The sequence below is a fragment of the Gemella massiliensis genome, assembly GCF_900120125.1.
GTDB lineage: Bacteria > Bacillota > Bacilli > Staphylococcales > Gemellaceae > Gemella > Gemella massiliensis.
In genome coordinates this window covers 120,641-136,748 of record NZ_LT635544.1, presented here as the reverse complement: position 1 = coordinate 136,748, position 16,108 = coordinate 120,641, and the positions used below count along the sequence as shown (strand labels likewise).

At 32.0% G+C, this 16,108-nt stretch carries 12 protein-coding genes; 3 read left to right on the top strand and 9 right to left on the bottom strand.

Translation table 11 applies throughout. From position 1 onward, the window contains the following. Nucleotides 1-18 precede the first annotated feature (18 nt). Nucleotides 19-1,161, bottom strand: a complete 1,143-nt coding sequence (locus BQ7358_RS00635; protein ID WP_062172691.1) for a BaiN/RdsA family NAD(P)/FAD-dependent oxidoreductase — start codon at nt 1,159-1,161, stop codon at nt 19-21. Between the two features lie 604 nt (nt 1,162-1,765). Here BQ7358_RS00635 and adhE point away from each other — a divergent pair. Next, a complete protein-coding gene (adhE, locus tag BQ7358_RS00630) occupies nt 1,766-4,408 on the top strand; it encodes a bifunctional acetaldehyde-CoA/alcohol dehydrogenase (RefSeq protein WP_072520102.1) in 2,643 nt (880 codons plus the stop codon). Nucleotides 4,409-4,649: 241 nt separating this feature from the next. On the opposite strand, the gene BQ7358_RS00625 is transcribed toward adhE, so the two are convergent. The 5 genes from BQ7358_RS00625 to tyrS all read right to left on the bottom strand — a co-directional run bounded on the left by BQ7358_RS00625 (nt 4,650) and on the right by tyrS (nt 8,732). After that, nucleotides 4,650-5,135, bottom strand: a complete 486-nt coding sequence (locus BQ7358_RS00625; protein WP_062172687.1) for a methylated-DNA--[protein]-cysteine S-methyltransferase — start codon at nt 5,133-5,135, stop codon at nt 4,650-4,652. Between the two features lie 171 nt (nt 5,136-5,306). Beyond that, nucleotides 5,307-5,624, bottom strand: coding sequence for a metal-sulfur cluster assembly factor (locus tag BQ7358_RS00620; protein ID WP_021752550.1), 318 nt, complete (start codon nt 5,622-5,624; stop codon nt 5,307-5,309). A 15-nt stretch (nt 5,625-5,639) separates the two neighbouring features. Further along, a complete protein-coding gene (locus BQ7358_RS00615; RefSeq protein WP_072520101.1) occupies nt 5,640-6,692 on the bottom strand; it encodes a hypothetical protein in 1,053 nt (350 codons plus the stop codon). 18 nt (nt 6,693-6,710) lie between these two features. Continuing rightward, entirely contained in the window at nt 6,711-7,388 is a 678-nt protein-coding gene (rpiA, locus tag BQ7358_RS00610; protein WP_062174652.1) for a ribose-5-phosphate isomerase RpiA, read from the bottom strand. A 90-nt stretch (nt 7,389-7,478) separates the two neighbouring features. Beyond that, nucleotides 7,479-8,732: a tyrosine--tRNA ligase gene (gene tyrS / locus BQ7358_RS00605; RefSeq protein ID WP_062172682.1), complete on the bottom strand. Its 1,254-nt coding sequence runs from the start codon at nt 8,730-8,732 to the stop codon at nt 7,479-7,481. Between the two features lie 172 nt (nt 8,733-8,904). On the opposite strand from tyrS, the gene BQ7358_RS00600 reads away from it, so the two are divergent. Beyond that, on the top strand, nt 8,905-11,184 hold the full coding sequence (locus tag BQ7358_RS00600) for a transglycosylase domain-containing protein (protein WP_062172680.1): 2,280 nt from the start codon (nt 8,905-8,907) through the stop codon (nt 11,182-11,184). A gap of 104 nt (nt 11,185-11,288) precedes the next feature. Here BQ7358_RS00600 and BQ7358_RS00595 read toward each other — a convergent pair whose 3' ends face one another. Continuing rightward, the gene (locus BQ7358_RS00595; RefSeq protein WP_062172678.1) at nt 11,289-12,578 is read right to left on the bottom strand and encodes a DUF6792 domain-containing protein; all 1,290 of its coding nucleotides are present in this window, start codon (nt 12,576-12,578) and stop codon (nt 11,289-11,291) included. Nucleotides 12,579-12,699: 121 nt separating this feature from the next. Further along, a complete protein-coding gene (ychF, locus tag BQ7358_RS00590) occupies nt 12,700-13,800 on the bottom strand; it encodes a redox-regulated ATPase YchF (RefSeq protein WP_062172675.1) in 1,101 nt (366 codons plus the stop codon). A 553-nt stretch (nt 13,801-14,353) separates the two neighbouring features. Between ychF and BQ7358_RS00585 the strand changes: the two genes are divergently transcribed. Continuing rightward, nucleotides 14,354-15,205, top strand: coding sequence for a VOC family protein (locus BQ7358_RS00585; protein ID WP_062172673.1), 852 nt, complete (start codon nt 14,354-14,356; stop codon nt 15,203-15,205). 85 nt (nt 15,206-15,290) lie between these two features. On the opposite strand, the gene BQ7358_RS00580 is transcribed toward BQ7358_RS00585, so the two are convergent. Next, a complete protein-coding gene (locus BQ7358_RS00580) occupies nt 15,291-15,923 on the bottom strand; it encodes a hypothetical protein (protein WP_062172262.1) in 633 nt (210 codons plus the stop codon). Nucleotides 15,924-16,108 lie beyond the last annotated feature (185 nt).

Sequence of the window (16,108 nt, the reverse complement as noted above, 5' to 3'; positions counted from 1 at the left end):
ATTAAATATTGTAATGTATTATTTACTAAACTTTTCCTTTATAGAATCCGCTACCGTCATACCTGTTAACCATGCCACCATAAGATTATAACCACCTATTTCACCATGCAAATCCAAAATTTCTCCGGCAAAATATAAATTATCTATCTTCTTATGACTACAATTTTTCGGATTAACTTCTTTTAAATCAACACCTCCTGCTGTTGTAAAAGCATATTCTAAAGCCATAGTTTTTACGCCGATTAATTCATAACGTTTAATTTTAGATATAAACTTTCTCAATTCTTTTTTGCTAATATTTTCCGGAAAATACCGAAGCATAAAATTATAAAAACTTTTTGGAAATTTTTTACTTAAAAACTTATTGTCACTCCATAATTTATTAAATAACTGTTCTTCATTTAACTCCGGATAAAAATCTAAATAAAACTTATCTTCCGGAAATCTCGCCACGAACTCTCCCATTGAAATCGCTAAAGGCCCGCTTAATCCCTTATGAGTAAAGAGCAAATCTCCTATTCTTTCATTTTTCTTATGAAACATTCTGACATTTTGCAAGGTTACACCTGACAATTCTATAAAATCATCAAATATCAATGCCACCTCACTAGGATAAATTTTTGTTTGTTTTATACCATATTTTTTTAGTATTTTATGAAGCATACCGTCGCTACCACTTTTCGGATAGCTTTTTCCACCCGTACAAACAACAATATTTTCCCCATAATAAGAATTCGTCTGAGTTTTTACCCCAATGAGTTTTTCATTATTAAAAATTAAATCTTCTACTTTTTCTTTATAATTCACCTTAATGTGGTCTATCTTAAAACAATTAACGACATCTATCGCTTTCTCACTGGCAGGATACAGTCTTCTATTCTCTAATTTTAGTGGTAAATTATGTTTGTCGAAAAATTTTTTAATATTGTATTTATGGTAAGAACTTCTTAAAAATCTACCGTTATGAACTGCATTTATAAAATCTTCAGCATTATCGTTCGACATAACATTACATCTGCCATTTCCTGTTAAAAGAAGTTTTATTCCCGCTCGCTTATTTCTCTCAAGAACTAAAACATTAAGTCCGCTATTATTTAACCTATCAGCTATCATAAGCCCTGCACTTCCAAGACCGATAATTATTACATCATATTGTTTCATTCAGTATCCTTTCTTAAATAAGTTATTTTAATATTAACTTTAATTCATTAGGTATTATATCACATTCAATTAGTGTTTTCCTGAAATTTAATATCTAAATTATAGTTTATTTTTCCACATCACTGTATCATAACATTAAAAATCACGAAACACGATCATATCAGGAATTAACAAGAATTTTAAAAAACATCTACTTATGAAATTGATATGAGTTATCAATTATAACTTTCTTTTTTAGTTAGTTTTATCAGAATTTTTATTAATATAGTTATACTTATTTAATTTTTATAATCTGTTATATAATATAATAGTTATATTTTTTAAAACAACAATAAAAACTTTTATTTATAGTGTAGATTTTTTATATAACAAAAATAAATTCTAAATATATACGACTATAAATTACCTTGTTGTCTTTTTTATGTTTTTAAACTTGGAAATGAAAAAATAATTATTTAAACTCTATATTTTAGTTATATAACAGATCTTTACTTTTTATTTTTAATATGGTAAACTGAAGTTGCAGTAAAGAAAAAAGTGTTCTAAATCAAAAAATTAGTTCGCTTGCAAATAAACTAAATAACTTATAAAGGGGTTAATTATTATGGTAAAAGAAACTATTGCGGCTGTTAACCCAGTCGAAGAAGTTAATACATTAGTTGAAAAAGCACTCGTTGCTTTAGATGAGTTTAAGAAGATAGAAGATCAAGAAAAAATTGATACTATCGTTCAAGCGGCTGCTGTCGCTGCGTTGGAAGCTCATGGACCATTAGCGGTTGCCGCTGTTAAGGAAACAGGTCGCGGTATCGTTGAAGATAAAGCTACTAAAAACCTTTATGCTTGCGAGTACATCGTTAACTATATGCGTGGCTTAAAAACAGTGGGTATAGTCAGCAAAGACGATGTGGACGGTTTAACAGCAATCGCAGAACCTGTTGGAGTTGTGTGCGGTGTAGTTCCGACTACAAACCCTACATCAACTACAGTTTTCAAATCACTTATTTGTTTGAAAACACGTAATCCGATTATCTTCAGTTTCCACCCATCTGCTAATGAATGTTCTAAACAAGCTGCAAGAATCGTAAGAGATGCCGCTGTTAAAGCAGGAGCGCCTGAAAACTGCATTCAGTTTATCGAAAAACCTTCAATGGAAGGAACTCACGCTATTATGAATCACGACGGAGTCGCTACTATTTTAGCAACCGGTGGTAATGCAATGGTTAGAGCCGCTTATTCTTGCGGTAAACCTGCTTTAGGAGTTGGTGCCGGTAACGTACCCGCTTATGTTCATAAAGATGCTAAACTAAAACAAGCTGTAAATGATATTGTTCTTAGTAAAGCATTTGATAACGGTATGATTTGTGCAAGTGAACAGGCAGCTATCGTTGATAAAGAATTGTATACTGATTTTATTAAAATTATGAAATCACACCATGTTCATTTCGTTAACAAAGAAGAAAAAGCTAAATTGGAAAACTTACTATTCGGTGTTGAAGCTAATTCTGAAAATTGTGGCGGTGCTAAACTAAACTCTGTTATAGTTGGTAAGCCTGCTACAGAAATTGCTAAAATGGCAGGTTTTGAAGTTCCTAAGGGAACAGTTATCCTAGCTGCTGAATGTAGTGAAGTTGGCGTTAATGAACCTTTAACTCGTGAAAAATTATCTCCTGTTCTTGCAGTATTAAAATCTACAAGCACCGAAGATGGTATCGAAAAATCTCGTCAAATGGTTGAATTTAACGGATTAGGACACACCGCAGCCGTTCACACACAAGATGAAGCGGTTGCCGAAGAGTTCGGTAAAGTAGTAAGAGCATGTCGTGTTGTTTGGAATTCTCCTTCAACATTCGGTGGTATCGGCGATGTTTATAATGCCTTTATCCCTTCTCTAACATTAGGTTGCGGTAGTTATGGTAGAAACTCTGTATCCGGAAATGTTAACGCAATTAACCTGTTAAATATTAAATTAATCGGTCGAAGAAATAATAATATGCAATGGTTTAAAGTACCACCTAAAATTTACTTTGAACCAAATGCGATTAAATACTTGAGTGAAATGGAGGGTTTAGAAAGAGTGATGATCGTAACTGACGAATCTATGGTTAAATTAGGATTTGTCGGACGTATCATCGATCAACTAAATCGTCGCAAAAATAAAATTCAATATGAAGTATTTGCCGGTGTTGAACCTAACCCTGATATTACAACTGTACGCCGTGGGTTAGAAGCTATGAACACATTTAAACCTAATGCAATCGTTGCACTTGGTGGTGGTTCTCCAATGGATGCCTCTAAAATTATGTGGCTGTTTTATGAAAGACCCGATGCAGACTTTACAGAACTGGTGCAAAAATTTGCCGATATTAGAAAACGTACTGTAAAATTCCCTCATCTTGGTCAAAAAGCTAAATTTATCGCAGTACCGACAACATCAGGTACCGGTAGTGAAGTAACACCGTTTGCCGTTATTTCCGATAAAGAAAATGACAAAAAATATCCATTAGCTGACTATGCTATTACCCCTCATGTTGCTATCGTTGATCCGGTAATGGTACAAACCGTACCGTCACGCCCAACAGCAGCAACAGGTATGGACGTTCTTACTCATGCGACAGAAGCATATACTTCTATTCTGGCAAATGACTATACAGACGGTTTAGCACTTCGTGCAATTAAGTTGGTATTTGAAAACCTAGAAAAATCTGTTAAAGAGTTTGACAAAGATGCACGTGAAAAAATGCACAACGCTTCTTGCCTAGCCGGTATGGCATTCGCCAATGCATTCTTAGGAATATCGCACTCTATGGCACATAAAATCGGTGGTAAGTTCCATACTGTACACGGCGAAACTAATGCAACACTTTTACCTTATGTAATAAAATACAATGGTACTCGCCCCGGTAAAGTATCACTATGGCCTAAATATGAACATTATCAAGCAGATGAAAGATTCCAAGATATAGCCAAATTATTAGGGTTAAAAGCCGACACCCCTGAACAAGCTGTCGATTCTTATGCACAAGCAGTATTTGAACTTGGAAAACGTGTCGGAACTCCTATGTGCTTTAAAGACCATGGAGTTGACTACGAAGCATTTAAAGCTGCTCTTCCTACTCTTGCGATGGATGCGTATGAAGACCAATGTACTCCTGCAAATCCTAGATTAGCTATGATTGATGATATGGCAGGCATTATGGAAGCTGCATGGTTCGGATACGATAAAAAGAAATTTGTAGAAAATAAATAATAGTTAACTCTAACATAAAGAAGAAGGGGCGAACAATAGCTCCGCCCTTTCCTCTTATCTTACTTACTAGACGTTTACATTCATAATCATAAATTCCTTTAAAATAGAGCCAACTCGTTATTCTGATTAATTTTAAACTAAAGTGTCAGTGAATTCCCAATCTTTACAATATTATTATATTAAATACTTTAGTAATTAGTTTAAAATACATCGGATAAAATACTCGGGTTGGCTCTGCTTATTATTTCTTAAAAACTTTTTCCATTTCTAACAATTTTTGCTTCAATTCCAATCCCCCGCGATACCCACAAAGATTACAGTTTTTCCCTAATACTCTATGGCAGGGTATAAATATCAACAGCGGATTTTTCCCTATTGCAGCAGCCACAGCACGGACTGCTTTCGGCTTATCCAACTGTCTTGCTATATCCGAGTATGTTCTGATTTCTCCATAAGGAATACTCCTTACCGCCGTCCAAACCAACTTTTGAAATTCGGTTCCTTCAGGAATTTTTATATTGTTTATTTCTTTTTGATTAATAAAATATTCATAAAGCTTCTGACTATATTTTTTCACTTTGTTGTAATTTTCTATTAAATTTACTTCGCCCAAAAAATTATAAATTTCATCTATATTTTTATTAGGACTGCCAACGAATACTAAATCATCGCTATTTGTTACCAAGTAGTAATAATCACCTCGTATTAAGCACCTATAATAAAACATTGTTTTTTCTCCTTATTATATTTGCAATTTTTTGCAGGATAAAGATTAATTTATAGTAATTAAATAATTTTTATATCATTAGAAAATTTTTATACCCTCATGTTTCGTTAATTACTCTTTGTTAAAATATATTTTATTTATAAGAAATAAGCACCCCGCAAGGTGCTTTTCCTATTCGTAATCAATTACTCCTAATGCTATTTTTGCATATCTTGACATTTTATCTTTCGTCCATGCAGGTTCCCAAACAATATTAACATCAACCTTTTCTATTTCATCTACCCCCATCATCGCAGTCTCTACCTGTTCAACGATGAGTGGTCCCATAGGACAGCCCATTGATGTTAAAGTCATATCTACAACGGCATGTTTATTATCCTCACTCATCTTAACATCATAAATAAGACCCAAATTCATTATATCAATCCCTAATTCCGGATCTATTACTGTTTCCAGTGCTTCTATTACTCTATCTTTTAAATCTTCCATATATTTCCTCCTATGCTATTTAAAGGTATATATCACCTTTATTTTATGATTTTGTTTTATCAATTTTCCTAAATTAACAATCTGCATCTCAGTATTTTCCTTATATTTTCCTATACTGATGTTCTTAGTTATTTTACCCGTTCTATCTTCAATTTTAAAAAAATATTTCTTTTCTTTACTTCTACTACCTATTTCTCTATCAAATATTATAGTCTTTATATTGTTCAACAATTCAAAATTAAAAATTCGATTATATATTATAAGAGCATCTTTATAGATTAATACTTTTAATTTTTCATCTACAAATCCGGCATCACTTACTAAAATATCTATATCTCTTTCAGTTTCAGGATATTCTATAAATAATTTTTCATAATTTTCTTTAGCTCTCTTAACCTTTTTTACAAAAGAAACAGTTAACCATAGCGTTGATAAACAAATAGCAGTTACTATAATAATCATTACCGTGTAATATGCAGTTCCTACCGGTACTATATAAACATCATTATAAAAGGGTCGTTCTTCTATTTTCTTTTTATATGCAGCTTTATCAACATTTGCCCCAACTTCTTTTATAACCTCAGAAGTTCTTTTCTTAATTAGATAACTCTGTTGAGCGGAATTTTCAAATTTCATCCGGAGTTCTGCTGATATATATACGGTCGTCTTCCAATCATTTTTATTCCTAGCTGTAGCCGGAATACTGTCTATACGTGCGTAGATATTTTCTTTACCGAGGTCAAGAATTTTGCCGTCTTGTAATTTCCTGCCACCGAGCATTTTATCTAATTTTTCCGCAGTTGTTCTTAACATAATATAGCCATGTTCGTGTTCAATAAGATAAAATTTTTCATTTTTTTCTAAAATTTTATCTTGTATCTTTTGTTCTTCTACTGCCAAAATTTTTATTATTGCATAGCCTGAATGTCCATCAAAAACATCGCCATTCTTATATTGTTTTTCTATACTTTGAAATCCTAAAGCGGTTATCATAGAAATACTTATAAACCACATAATAAGTGTAACCAATATAGTTCGTTTTAAACCCCTTGTATAACTTTTCCTCACAAAATACTCCTTAAAAAATTATTTTTTATTTGGATTTTCTATAACAATAGCTCCATTATCAGTACCTTTTATACATAATTTACACATATTAAGGAATAATCCATGCTCTACTACCCCAACAATATTGCTTAATTTTTCTTTTACATCATTTATATCAAAACCATACCCTAAATGTAAGTCAACAATGTAATTATGATTATCCGTTACGAGTATTTTTTCATCTTTAAGACGTAATATCGGATTTAAGCCTATTTGTTCCAATTTGCGAATTGTGTGACTATAACCAAAGGGCAAAATTTCCACCGGTAAATTAAAATTACCTAATTTTTTCACGTCTTTACTTTCATCGTAAATCCAGATAACCTTATCGGCAATATCGGCAACAATTTTTTCTCTAAACAAAGCAGCGCCGCCACCTTTAATGGCATTGAAATTTTTATCTATTTCATCTACTCCATCAACAGCAAGGTCAATATGATCTACATCTTCCAAAGCCCTGATATTTAAACCAAGACTTTTAGCTAATTCTACAGTTTGAATTGATGTTGAAACCATTTCAATGTTCAATCCGGCTTTCACCTTATCTGCTAGAGCATGAACAAAATAGAAAACTGTCGAACCGGTTCCCAGTCCTACTATCATCCCATCTTTTACATATTCGGCAGCTTTTTTACCAACAATTTCTTTTAAATTCATTTTCGTTTCTCCGTTATTTTTTAACAAGTATTCCTTCCTTTAATTAGTGTAAACAAAAAACTTATACTTTTATCACTATAAATATTTACGCTACTTATATTCAACTAATAAATAATTTTTCTTGCCTCGGCGTATAATTGTATAGTTACCTTCTAAGTGGTCTTTTTTGCTTACTGTATAATCTAAATCTGTAATTTTATCTCCGTTTATGTAGATTGCTCCGTTGTTTACATCTTCACGTGCTTGACGTTTTGATGACACTATACTGCTGTCTACTAAGAAATCTATAATATTACGTTCTTGTTTATCTAATTCACTTTTTGGCAATCCTTTTACAGCTTGTGCCAGTTCTTTTGAAGTTAGTGTTTTAATATCCCCTGAAAACAGTGCTTTTGTAATATTTAAGGCACTTTCCAATGCTTGTTCTCCATGAACAATTTTTACCATTTCTTCCGCCAATGTTTTTTGTGCAAGACGTAAGTTTGGTTCTTTTTCTACGCTCTCACTTAATTTATCTATTACTTCTTTTTCTAAAAATGTGAATTTTTTAAGTGCAGGAATAACTTCTGTATCTGCCGTATTAAACCAAAATTGATAAAATTCATATGGTGTTGTTTGTTCCGGATCTAACCATACCGCTCCACCTGTTGATTTCCCGAATTTTGTTCCATCAGCTTTTAACATTAACGGAATTGTAAACCCGTACGCCTCTACATCACCACGAAGTTTTCTCATAATTTCCAATCCTGTTGTAATGTTTCCCCATTGATCAGAACCACCAATTTGCATTTTTACATTATGATGTTCATTCAAATGGGCATAATCAATACCTTGTAGGACTGTATAACTAAATTCCGTGAATGATAGACCGTTTTCCAATCGACTTGAAATTGAATCCTTTGCAAGCAGGTAGTTAATATTGACTAATTTTCCATAATCACGTAGAAATTCTATCATTGAAATATCACTAAGCCAATCGTAATTATTAACAAATAATATATTATCATCTCCACGAAAAATATTACGTAATTGTGCTTCTAATTTTTTAGCATTTTCTTTGATAACGTCTAAACTTTGCAATTGACGTTCTTCGCTTCGTCCCGACGGATCTCCGATAATACCCGTACCGCCGCCAATTAGAACAACCGGTCTATGTCCATGTTGCTGAAATCTTTTTAATGTTAAAAACGGTAATAAGTGACCTATATGTAGTGAATTACCGGTCGGATCTGTTCCGCAGTAAATTGATACTTGTTCTCTTTCTAATAATTTTTTAATACCTTCTTCATCAGTTTGTTGGTATACCAAATCTCTATACTTTAAATCTTCTAGCAACTTACTCATACATTAACCTCCTAAATACGTTTATATTATTAATACTTATGTTACATTATACCATAATTTAAAACTTTTTTTATTACTTTATTTGATTAATAATAATAATTTTTCACATGTTTTTATTTTTTTTGTTAACTTATGGTATAATAAATATGATAAATTCATCAAGGAGATTTTAATGAAACAAAAAAAATACAAAGGAAAAATATTACTTGGGTTAGCACTTCTTTTTAGCCTCGGTGTCGGTGTAGTATTCGGCTTTATCGGTGGATTGGTCAAATCACAACCACTATTATCTTTTGAAGAAATGCACGAACAAATTAATGATATTAGCGAAAATAGTGATGTTTATTTCGGTAGCGGTGAAAAACTCGGAACAATTAACTCCGAATTAATTCGAAAGTCTATCAGTTTTGATGAGATGGGTGACAATGTTAAAAATGCGATTATTGCCAGTGAAGATGCCAACTTTTATTCAAATAGCGGCATTGAAGTATTATCAATAGCTAGAGCATTATATAGCGAAATGTCCGGCAAATCAAATACCGGCGGCAGTACCATTACTCAACAACTTGTCAAAAATCAGTTGCTTGATAACACGCATTCTTATGAAAGAAAAGCTAAAGAGATACTACTTTCACTTAGAGTTACTAATAGTTTTACAAAACGTGAAATACTTGAAACTTACTTAAATGTTGCCTCATTTGGAAAAAATAGTCTCGGGCAAAATATTAGCGGTATTGAATCAGCTTCACAAGGGGTATTCGGTAAACATGCTAAAGAATTAAATATTGCTCAAGCCGCTTATCTTATCGGCTTTGTTCAATCTCCATTCAAATACACACCGTTTGATGAAAAAGGAAATATAAAATCTGATTCAGAACTACAATTAGGCTTTGCTCGTCAACAATATGTACTAAAACGCATGGTAAAATTAGGTTATATTTCAAAAGATGATTACAACGAAGCGTTACGTTTTGATATTAAAGGGGCGTTCATTAAACAAAAAAGCACAGAATATACAAACTACCCATATATACGCGACGAAATAACCACATCTGCCGCAGAAATTTTGGCAGAACAGACAGCGAAGAAAAATAATGAATTTGAAAAATTTAAAAACGACAGCACATATCGTGAAGAGCTTATAGAAAAAAGTCGTATTAAGTTTATTACCGGCGGGTACAAAGTAAAAACCACCATTGATAAAAATCTGTATGATACACTAAATAATGCTAAAAATACTTTTAAATCGTATCCAAGTGCGAGAAACGGAGGTGTTACTTATCCAATGGAAATAGGGGCTTCTGTTATCGAGAACAATACAGGAAAAATCTTAGCATTTATCGGCGGGGTAGATTATAATAAGCAACAACTTAATCACGCTACAAGAACATTTCGTTCTCCCGGTTCTTCTATTAAGCCTTTACTTGTTTATGGCCCTGCCATTGATAAAGGATATATCACTCCTAACTCAACAGTACTGGACAAAAGATTTAATTATAATGGCTGGAAACCTGAAAACTTCAGCAGAACAGAGTACGGTTATATCCCTGCTAAAGAAGCATTAGCACGTTCTCTCAACTTATCAACTGTACGACTATACTCTGCTTTTGTTAATGAGAATCCTGTTGAACAATATTTAGAAAGAATGAATTTTAAAAAAATGGATGAGGGTGATAAAAAGAATCTCGCCGCTGCAATAGGCGGTTTATCACATGGGGTTTCAGTTACAGAAAATACAAATGCTTTCGCCACTTTCGCCAATAACGGAAAATATAAGAAAGCCTATATTATTGATGAAATTCGCAACAATAAAGATGAGTTAGTTTATTCTTCAAATTTTGCACCGGTAAAAATATATGAAGAATCAACAAGTTATTTAATAGTGAAAATGTTAAACAACGTTATTAATGCCAGCTATGGTACATCAGTCGATATTGGTAAAAATCTGAAATTTAATAATAAAAACCTTTTTGTTAAAACGGGTACTTCAGAATATTATAATGACCTTTGGGTAGTAGGCGGCACTAAAAACATCACAGTCGGATTATGGGCAGGTTATGACAAACCGACAACAGTTCCGTCGTATGACTATGCACATAAAGCGTGGACACATGTCATGAATGCTATATACGACTATAGTAATAAATTAGTTTCTCCTGATACGGAATTTGAAAAACCTTCTTCTGTCATAGACTCGGATATTAATCCATATAACAATTCTAAAGGTACTATTTCGGATATGATACCAAAAGACTTTAAAGAATTAGATAAGGAAAAAACTTTATTAAAATTCGGTTTTAATATTGATAAAACTTTAACTTTTCGAACTCCATCTAAACCTAAAGAAAAGGACAAAGATGATGACAAAGATAAAGAAGATAAGGACAATCAAACATCTGATGCAGTAGAACCGCAAAACCCGTCTTCAAGAGACGATGACGATCACGAATAACTTAATTAAAGAAAATGGGAGTGACTTAAAATTATGATTTTAAAAAATCAAATTTTGTTAAGCCACTCCCTAAAAATTTTCCGGATGAAAAAACTCATATTTTATTATTCATCAAAAACATCATAGAACGGAGGCAAATCATGGGCTTTAGCGATTTCTACCCAACCGCTAAAATCTTCAAATTCCTTAGCATGAACAACTAGATAAATCGCTTTCGTCAAAGTATAAAATTCCTGAAGCGGTTTAAGGAGATTTTTCAAACTTTTTGCAGTTTCATTGTTCAGCACCTTCTCATACAAACTCGTTGCATTTTTACTTTCATTATTTTTAATTATATCATCCGAAATAATACCCGAATGTGCCAAATAAAGCATATAATTATAAAGAGCTTTAAAAGTTTTGTATGAATTTGCAATATTATTATTTTTATCTGTAGTATCTTTATTTTTTCGCCGTGTTATTGAATTTAGTTGATTTTGAATAGGATTTTTAATTTCTTCTACTACCAAACTTACAAACTCATCAGCAATCTCTTTCGGCATATCTTTCACCATATCTGACGTAATACCTTTAGTTTTCAATCTGTTGTAAAATTTTTCAAATAATCTATCAAGCTCATAAGTATCCTCTTGGGTCAAATACTCTTCAGGTGCTATAAATACTTTCAATAATGGAGGATACTCTATATCCTTACCTACTCTAAAAGTTCCTACAGTCATATTAAGTGATTCTACAAAATCGTTTCTTCTCACAAAATTATAAATATGATGTGCTTTCTTTTTATAATAATTGGCTGTAAATTCTTGAAGTTTATTAGTTTCCGCAAGATTTTTTTCTAAAAAATATTCACGAAGTTTTTTATCATATTTCTTATCATATTTTCTGAGTTGTTTCAGTTGAGGTAGTGCGGTATTATAGGTATAAACACGTTGAAAAATGCCTTTTAACAACTCCAATGAAATCGCCAAATGTCCCCCTAAAGAATGCCCGGCTGCCACTTTATAGCATAAATCAAAATTTGGAATGCTATGTTTAAGAAATTTAATAAAAGCAAATGCGGAATCAAGTTGACTGGTATTTGCACCGGATACAATACCCGTATAATTATAAAACCAATCACTTATATCATCACGTTCACTTCCTCTAAAAATAATAAGTATTTCTTCATATTCAGGCACATATATCGCTGTTGCTTGAAATCCGTTTTTACTTAATTTAGGCGTTGATAATCCACTATTAAACACCTTAATATCATCAATTTCTTCTTCGGTGACCTCTTTTATTATCCGTTTAATTTTATATTCAATTGTTGATTGACGTTTATTATTTTTTATTAAATACTCGTAATATGTCAGTTTTGCTATTAAGAGCGGTCTATGAAAAAAACGCAACATAACATTTCACCTCTTTGTACATAATTATAACATACCTCTATAAAATATAAGAAATCCTACGGTTTTCTTCGTAGGATAATTACATTATTTAATTATTGATTTACTTTTTAAATTTTGTACTCTATACGTTGAATCTAAACAGCATAATATCGCCATCTTTTACTTCATATTCTTTTCCTTCAAGACGTACTCGTCCCGCTTCTTTTGCCTTTTGCATACTTCCATACTCAACTAAATCATCATAACTTACCGTTTCAGCACGAATAAAACCACGTTCAAAATCAGAGTGAATAATTCCTGCACATTCCGGTGCTAGCATTCCTTTTTTAAACGTCCACGCTCTTACTTCCTGAACACCTGCTGTAAAGTATGTCGCCAGTCCTAATAAACTATAACTTTCTTTAATCAGTTTATCCAATCCGCTCTCATCAATACCTAATTCTTCTAAGAACATAGCCTTTTCCTCATCTTCCAATGATGCCATTTCTTCTTCAATTTTCGCACAGACAACAATTACTTGACTGCCTTCTTCTCCTGCAAATTCACGAACTTTTTTTACATGATCGTTCCCATCAATATTAGGTAAATCTTCTTCACTTACATTTGCAACATAAAGCATTGGTTTCATCGTTAGTAAATGTAAATTTTTAGCAATTTTTTGTTCTTCTTTATCTAATTCCAGTAATCGTGCAGGTTTTTCTTCTTTTAAAATATCTCTCACCTTAGATAATACACTAAATTCTGCTACTGCATCTTTATCTTTTTGTTTAGCTTGTTTTTCAACACGCCCGATTCGTTTTTCAACGCTTTCAAGATCAGCTAAAATAAGTTCTAAGTTAATTACTTCGATGTCATACAGTGGATCTACACCTCCGGCAACATGTGTAATATTCTCATCTTCAAAACAACGAACCACTTGACAAATCGCATCTACTTCACGAATATGACTAAGAAATTTATTCCCCAGTCCCTCTCCTTTTGATGCTCCTTTTACAATACCGGCTATATCTGTAAATTCAAATGATGTTGGTACTGTTTTTTTAGGTTCTACTAATTCTGTTAGTTTAATTAATCTTTTATCAGGTACTTCAACAATTCCCACATTTGGATCAATTGTCGCAAATGGGTAGTTTGCCGCTAATGCTCCTGCCTTAGTTATTGCGTTAAAAAGGGTACTTTTCCCCACATTCGGTAATCCAACTATCCCGGCTGTCAATGCCATATTGGTACTCACTCCTTTTGATTATTTTCGTTTCGGTTCCTTACCGTATTCAACTTTATTATTATATCATAAAAAACACTACTTGACATTCAATATAATAATAATTTAGAATAAATACTTAAAATTTTTAATCTTATATCTATGATTGAATTAATTTTTTAATAATTATATTTACTTAAACAATATAAATCCATTCAAAAAGATACTATGGAACAAAAAAGTACCTACTTGCTAAAAAATATTGTACCTTGTAAAATATACTATATATTATTTTACAAATATTTCAGCAATGGTTAGCGGTGGTATGGACGCCTACAACTAATTCACTGCGTGAATGGATTTTTCGACTAGAATTTTAACCAAGGTCTAAAATTCTCAAAGTAAAATGCTAAAAGTATTTTACTATTACCACTACAAACATTGTTATTAGTCTCGTTGCTGTTCAAAAGTTAATCCTTAAGGTTGCCACACTACTATAAAATCAGCAACAAAAAATATTTTGTATATAAATATATATATAATAAATTAATAAATATAATTGAGGTGAAAATTTATGAAAAAATATAATTCTGGCATCGTACTTGGTACGATCACATTAAATGTTAATAATTTAGATAGTCAACTTAACTTCTATACACATACAATGGGTATGCACATTATTTCTCACAATGAAACATCTGCTACATTAGGTACAATTGATAATAAACCGCTTTTAATATTGAATAAGGTTCATACTAAATTTATTCGTTCGTATGGCTTATATCATGTTGCTTACCTTGTACCGAGCGAGCAGGATTTAGCCAATATCCTAAACCATTTTGTCTCAACTAAAGTTTTATTAGAAGGAGGGGCAGACCACGGTTATAGCAACGCTATATATCTTTCAGACCCTGAAGGTAACGGTATTGAAGTCTATTATGATAAAGATGAAAAATTTTGGGATAAACGTGAAGACGGGCGTATTATTGGTATAACAGAAGCACTTGACGCCGAACATCTTCTTAATATTTCGCAACCAAGATCCCCTTATCAATTGCCTGTCGGTACATCAGTCGGTCATGTTCACCTAAGTGTTAAAAATTCTAAAGAATCAAGTAACTTCTTCCAACACATTCTAGGGTTCAAAGACAAATTTACCGTTCCTAGTGCAAGTTGGATTGCTTATGGAAGTTATCATCATCATCTTGCCGTTAACAACTGGGCAGGCCCTAATTTAAACCTACGTAAAAAAGGAACACCGGGTTTAGAGAAATTTGATATTCATTTTATTGATAGTGATACTTATAACTCAGTTTTACAACATATTAAAAGTCATAATGTAAATATATTAAAAGAAACCGGTGATAGTATTACTATTAGTGACCCGAACGGTATTATAATAAACTTGATAAATGGTATAAAATAATTATAAAAAGACAGGTAACAATACTCAACTTCTAAAGCTATTCTACTTTTAAAGTTAGTATAAAAAACCTGTCTTTTAATATATTTTATTTATCTTCTTTTGATGAAAATAGCGATACAATCGAATCTAATGTTGTTTTATTTGCAGCTTTATCTTCAGTCACATCTTTATCTTCTGTTTTTTCCTGTGATCTTTCTTCAATCAAACGACCCAGTTCAATTTTAGCATCTTCTACTTCCTGTTCCAATTTCGAAGTTTCCTCTTGTTCATCACCAATAACTTCTTCTATTGTTGTATCTTCTTGAAGATCTTCTGATGTTTCTTCACTAACGACTTCATCAACTTCTTCGCTTTTTTCGATTTCTTCTTTTAAATCTTCTGCAGTTTCCGTTAGTGGTTCTTCTTCTACAATTTCAACCTGCTCGATTGGTTTTTCATCTGTTTTCAGTTCAACAAACGGTTCAGCTTTTTCTTCTTTATTATACGCAGCTGTCAATTTATCCAGACGTTCTTTCGCTATATCTTCTCCGGTACGATCCACACCATCTCTTTTACAACAACAGTCACCATTAATAAAATCGTTCACCTTATTCAAACCTAATTTTACATTTTCTTTTAATAATTCTTTATGTTTTTCTAATTCTTTTGGATTTTTATAATAGTATGCTCCCACCGCTGAAGCAACACCTAAAAATAACCCTTTAGTTAATTTACCCATTTGAATTTCCTCCTAATATATACTACATAAGATTTTATCAGAAATATATCTTAAAGTAAAGATTTATAATGATACTATTTCATTACATTTTGTATATTTTCTATACATAATAATTATAAATAATAAGTTTTTGTCAATTTTAAAAAATAGAAATTTATAAAAGTATATATTCACCATCTCAATTT